The sequence below is a fragment of the Acidobacteriota bacterium genome (assembly GCA_003225175.1).
Taxonomy (GTDB): Bacteria; Acidobacteriota; Terriglobia; order Terriglobales; family Acidobacteriaceae; genus Gp1-AA112.
Genome location: QIBA01000129.1, coordinates 1 through 6,046 on the forward strand (window position 1 = coordinate 1; position 6,046 = coordinate 6,046).

At 52.6% G+C, this 6,046-nt stretch carries 6 protein-coding genes; all 6 read left to right on the plus strand.

The annotated features are described in order from the left end of the window. The first annotated feature begins 320 nt into the window (after positions 1–320). Positions 321–545, plus strand: a complete 225-nt coding sequence (locus DMG62_23420; GenBank protein PYY20501.1) for a hypothetical protein — start codon at positions 321–323, stop codon at positions 543–545. Between the two features lie 53 nt (positions 546–598). Beyond that, positions 599–1,516: a hypothetical protein gene (locus DMG62_23425; GenBank protein ID PYY20502.1), complete on the plus strand. Its 918-nt coding sequence runs from the start codon at positions 599–601 to the stop codon at positions 1,514–1,516. Then, positions 1,513–2,871 (plus strand): hypothetical protein, encoded by a 1,359-nt coding sequence (locus DMG62_23430; protein PYY20503.1) that lies wholly within the window; start codon positions 1,513–1,515, stop codon positions 2,869–2,871. Before DMG62_23425 ends, DMG62_23430 begins: the two co-directional genes overlap by 4 nt. A gap of 8 nt (positions 2,872–2,879) precedes the next feature. Further along, positions 2,880–3,725, plus strand: a complete 846-nt coding sequence (locus DMG62_23435) for a hypothetical protein (protein PYY20504.1) — start codon at positions 2,880–2,882, stop codon at positions 3,723–3,725. 385 nt (positions 3,726–4,110) lie between these two features. After that, entirely contained in the window at positions 4,111–5,259 is a 1,149-nt protein-coding gene (glf, locus tag DMG62_23440; protein ID PYY20505.1) for a UDP-galactopyranose mutase, read from the plus strand. A 28-nt stretch (positions 5,260–5,287) separates the two neighbouring features. Continuing rightward, on the plus strand, positions 5,288–6,046 hold a 759-nt coding region (locus DMG62_23445; protein PYY20506.1), incomplete at its 3' end, for a glycosyl transferase family 2.

Genomic DNA, 6,046 nt, shown 5'->3' on the forward strand with positions numbered 1-6,046 from the left:
CGATTGAGCTGACGAATTGTGAAGGAAAGCAATCAAATGATGTTGTCTATGCCCGAAACACTGGGCTATCACGCCTATCACGCAGTTCTTGATGTCCGCCTGGTCGACGTTGGCGGCGCTTCCAAACACACCTGCGTTAGTCCGATTAAACTTACTTACTCCGGAGGACACGAATTGGGCGCCTGGCGACAAACCCGCGGTGAACCAGCAACGCCGATTTCTACAAGAAAAATCGATTCCTCTGAGTTTGCTATCGTGGCTAGTAAGGACCACGCTGGCCCTTTGGTTAGTGCGATGTTGGCGCGCGTAAACCATCCTAGATTAGAGCGATGGGTCTCTCGCTGAAGTTCTGCCTAGTGGCGGAAGCTAAAGCCGATATTTACCTCCGAGATTTGCCGACGATGGAGTGGGATACAGCGGCAGCGCAATGCATCGTTGAAACGGCAGGCGGAGGGGTTTACTCACTCGATGGCGAGCCGTTGCCTTACGGGAAACCTAGTCTGACAAACCCGCCAATCATAACGGTGCGGGGACACTTCGTTTGATTGGGGATCGCTCGTTTCAGCTTTGTAAGTATTTCTACGAAAGTCTATTTGGCATGAGTGTATTGATCATCAAGCTCGGCGCTACTGGAGACGTTGTCCGCACGACACCGCTTTTGCGCAGGTTGAATGGTTCGGTCACGTGGGTCACGGCGGCAAAAAACTGCGTATTGCTGGACGGCCTGGCGGATAATCTGCGTCATTTCCCTTGGGAGACGCGCGCGCGAGCCTTGGACGTTCCGTACGATTTGGCCATAAACCTCGAAGACACTCTTGATGTCGCTCATTTCCTGAAAAGTGTCAGGCCGGCCGAGATCTTCGGCGCCTACGCCGATTCGTCCAATCGCCTGCGTTACACCGACAATTCGAAGCACTGGTTTGACCTCAGCCTGATTAGTTCGTATGGCCGGCAAGAGGCTGACCGACTAAAGCTGCTCAACCGGCAGACCTATCAGGAGCTAATTTTTGAAGGGCTGGGGCTGCGGTTTGCTGGCGATCCGTACCTGCTTCCGAATTCAATCGAAACACGGCTCTCAGGCGATATCGCCATAGCGGCCGATGCCGGCCACGTCTGGCCGATGAAGAAATGGGCTTACTACGGGGAATTGAAGGAGGCGCTCGAAGAGGCGGGCTTGAGAGTCAATATTCTCCCTGAAAGGCGATCATTGCTCGAGCACCTGGCTGATGTCAGAAATCACCGATGCTTGGTTGGCGGCGACAGTCTGCCGATGCATTTTGCTCTTGGTACCAGAACTCCCTGCGTCACGCTCTTCACCTGCACGAGTCCCTGGGAGATTTATGACTATGGCATGCAAGAGAAAATAGTCTCGCCACTCCTTGAGGAATTTTTCTATAAACGCGGCTACGACGAGCGCGCCACGACAGCTATAAGCGTGGATCAAGTATTCGATGCTGTAATGGCTCAACTTGAAAGCGCTGCGCCACCTGCTGCTCGTCAAGAGGTTACAGTATGAACGCGTTTTCAGAGGTAGATCGGAGATCAGAAGCCAGAAGTCAGAGGGCAGAGGTGGGAGGTCAGAGGTCAGAGATCGGAGGACTGAAGACCGGAGAGAGCGGCCCTCCATCGTCCGTCACCGGTTGTCTGACTCTGCGCGTCGCCTTGCTGACCGGTGGCGGAGACAAGCCTTACGCCCTTGGCATGGCAGAAGCATTGACTTCAGTGGGAATATTCGTGGATTTCATCGGCAGCGACGATTTGAGCGTGCCCGAGGTGGTGACCAATTCGCGAATGAATTTTTTGAACTTGCGAGGGGATCAACGGCCGGATGTCAGCCCTTTCGCTAAAGCGTGGCGAGTATTAAAGTATTATGTAAAACTCATTAGCTATGCGGCAACGGCGCAACCAAAGCTCTTCCACCTACTGTGGAACAATAAATTTGAGCTATTCGACCGCACCGTGCTGATGGCTTACTACAAGTTACTTGGAAAAAAAATTGTGTTTACCGCCCACAACGTGAATGCGGGCAAACGCGATTTGAACGATTCCTGGTTAAATCGGCTCTCGCTGAAAATTCAGTATCAGCTGCTCGATCACATCTTTGTTCATACGGATGCGATGAAAAGCGAGTTGGTATCGGAATTTCAGATTCCAGAGAGAAAAGTAAGCGTCATTCCGTTTGGAATTAATAACACGGTCGCGAAGACGACGCTTTCGAGAGAAGAGGCAAGGCAACAGCTTGGAATCGACCCGAAGGATAATACGATGCTATTTTTCGGAAATATCGCGCCTTACAAAGGGCTGGAATATTTGGTTGATGCCTTCGCGCAGCTCGTCGGGCGGGATCGCAGCTATCGTTTGCTGATTGTCGGAAGGCCCAAGGGAGACGTGACATATTGGCGGTTCGTTGAGGAGAAGATGATAGCCGCCGACGTCCGGGATCGTGTTATCCAGAAGATCGAATATGTGCCGGACGAGGAGACGGAATTGTATTTCAAGGCCGCCGATGTTTTGGTCCTTCCCTACACCCGTGTATTTCAGAGCGGCGTTCTCTTTTTGGGGTACAGCTTTGGACTGCCTGCCATCGCTGCGGACGTCGGGAACTTGAGAGAAGAAATCATCGAAGGCGAGACCGGCTTTGTCTTTAAGCCGCAGGATTCATCTGATCTGGCTAGCAAGATCGAGGCGTACTTTAACAGCGAATTATTCTCAAACCTTGAAACCCATAGGGCGGAGATTAAAGCCTACGCCAACGAGCGGTATTCGTGGGACCGGATAGCGGCAATCATAACAGCCGTTTACTCGGCCCTACGTGAGCACGAGGGAGATCGACCAGTTGGTGAGCCGAGCATCAAGCGGGTTCGGCGATAGCTGACGAAATGAGGAAAGGTTTCATGGTGCCCGGAGTTCGAAACGCGTTTAGAGACATGCTTTGGACGTTATGCCCTACTACGTGTTTGTCGCGATGGGTAGATCGCCGTCTTCGGCTCGGCGAGAACTTTTGGCTGTTTGTTCTTGGGGTTAACAACTCGGGGACGACAGCATTGGCGAAGATTTTGGAATCCCATCCGTCCGTTCGCACACTGCCGGCCGAGGGACACTTTTTGACAAAGGCGCTACCGAGGGGAATCCAATATGGCGTTACACGCTCTTTTTCGCTGCGTTGCGATGTATTCCGGTGGACCGAGGAAAGCCCATCCGGTCCTGCTCTAAGGGCGCGCTATGACTGGAGCTGGTATTATCCGGACAGACCAGGCATCCTGTTAGAGAAGAGTCCTCCGAATACGTTGCGTGCGCGCTGGTTGCAACAGAATTTTGAACCCAGCCGATTTGTTGCAATTGTCCGGCATCCTTACGCTGTATGTGAAGGAACGCGGCGCCGTATCGGACGAACAATCGAGCATGCTGCGGAGCACTGGCGACGTGCCAACGAATATCTGTTCAATGACATTCCGCACCTCCGACACTCTCTATGGTTTCGGTACGAAGACCTGTGTGCCCGACCCGAAGAGTATCTAGTAAAGTTGGCATCGTTCCTAGACCTTTCCCAGCCATTTGATACCCGGGTCCTAGCTTCGTTGGACTCCCCCAACATCGACAATACTCAGTCCCCATTGCGCAACTTCAACTCTAGAAGTATCGGCCGCTTGTCACGCCACGACATTAGTGCAATAAACGGGATCGCCGGCGCATTAATGGAGCGACTAGGCTACGAGTGCCTTTAAGGGCTTCGGCCTCAGCTACAAGAATCATGAGGATTGCTTACGTCACTCCTAACCAGGCACCTACCATTCTCAGCAGGCGACCGATTATCAGGAACCGAAGTGTCTCCAACACGATCAAGATAGAATGGGTCGCAAAACTGCTTCAGACGAACTCGCATCACGAGCTGACCGCCGCCTCGGTGATAGTTGGCATGAGAACCGCCGTCTACTCAATCCTTGTGACATCTGGCTCCTGATCTCTGACGTTGCATTCTGTATCCGCGCTCCGTCCTCTGCCCTCCGTCTCCGAGCCCCTCGTCTCTAAACATTATAACTATAAGGCCCGACATTGGCGGTCCCCTTGGCTAATGGCCATAGGCCGCCTGCTAAGGGTTAGTTCAATTTAATGACTTTCGATTTCCTTATTGTCGGTGCGGGTTTTGCCGGCTCGGTGCTGGCCGAGCGAATCGCGACCCAGCTTGGCAAAACCTGTCTAGTCGTCGAGCGACGTAATCACATCGGCGGCAACGCTTACGACCATTACGACACGGCGGGCGTGTTAGTTCACTCCTATGGACCACATTATTTTCGCACAAACTCGCAGCGCATTATCGATTATCTGAGCCAGTTCACCGAGTGGCACAAAGTTGAATACAAGATCTTGTCGTGGACGCACGGTCGCTTCTGGCAATTCCCCATTAACTTGAATACCTTCGAGCAACTCATCGGGAGACCGTCGAACACCGAAGAGATGGAGGCTACACTCGCGCAGTGGCGCGTGCCTACCGACAATGCGAAGAATTCGGAAGAGGTGATCGTTTCCCAAGTAGGATGGAAACTTTACGAAATGTTCTTCAAAAACTACACGCGTAAGCAATGGCAACGCGATGCCAAAGGGCTGGATCCAAGCGTATGCGGGCGGATTCCGATCCGCACCAATCGTGATGATCGCTATCTCTCAGAGAAATTCCAGGCGCTGCCAAAAGACGGTTACACAGCCATGTTCCGGAAAATGCTTTCGCACCCAAACATCGAGGTATGGCTAAACACCAACTACCGTGAGGTGCGTAGACATGTGCGATTTGGTCACCTTATTTTCACAGGCCCAATTGATGAGTACTTTGGTCATTGCTTCGGTCGCTTGCCCTATCGTTCACTCCGCTTCGAACCGGAAACCTTGTCACAGGAATATTTCCAGCCGGCAATGCAAGTAAATTACCCTAACGATCACGAGTTTACTCGCATTGTGGAAATCAAATATGCAACGGGGCAAAACCTGCCGTCGACTACGATCGTGCGCGAGTATCCCCAAAATTTCGCACCTGGCCGGGAGCCGTACTATCCAATTCCAGCTCCGGACGCAAAAGCTGTCTACTCTAAGTACGCTGAGCGCGCCGTGTTGGAAAGGAACGTAACCTTCGTCGGCAGACTCGCCACCTACCGCTATTACAATATGGATCAGATAGTTGGCATGGCTTTGGCAGAATTTGATCGCTTGCGGCTTCGCCGGCAGCATCAGCTCGTCGCCGCTCAAGTCTCAACCCTTAACCCTTAACTTAACTGTCCCGTAGTAGTCCGACTTGATGACGCCTCTTGTTTCTATTCTCATACCGGCCTACAACGCGGAGCGCTGGATTGCTGATACTATACGCTCCGCACTGGCACAGACCTGGCCAAGAAAAGAGATCATCATCGTCGATGACGGTTCGCGTGACCGGACTCTTTCAATCACACGGCAGTTTGCATCAAAGGATGTCCATGTTATCACGCAGGAGAACCAGGGCGGTTCCATTGCAAGAAATCGGGCGTTCCAGCTTTGTCAGGGCGAGTTCATTCAATGGCTAGATGCGGACGATCTGCTTGCCTCGGACAAAATCGCATCACAAATGAAAGTGTCGGGTGAGCAGTCCGGCAACAAGAGGCTGTTCTCCTGTGCATGGGGATACTTTATGTACCGGGCGTGCCGGGCGCGATTCAGCCCAACGCCGCTATGGACTAATCTCTCCCCGTTGGAATGGCTGGTGCGCAAGTGGGAAAATAACGCTCACATGAATCCGGCGACCTGGCTCGCCAGTCGTGAACTAACCGAGGCGGCAGGACCGTGGGATGCGCGACTGATAACCGGGGAAGACGGGGAGTATTTCTGCCGCGTTATCATCGCAAGCGATGGGACCTGCTTCGTGCCAGAAGCCAGAGTATTTTATCGGACAACCGCTTCCAGTTCAAGTTACATAGGGCGCTCCAACAGAAAAATGGAATCGCAGTTTCTCGGGATGCAATTAGAAATCGCTCATCTTCTTTCCTTGAACGACAGCGCCCGGACCAGAGCTGCGTGTGTGAAG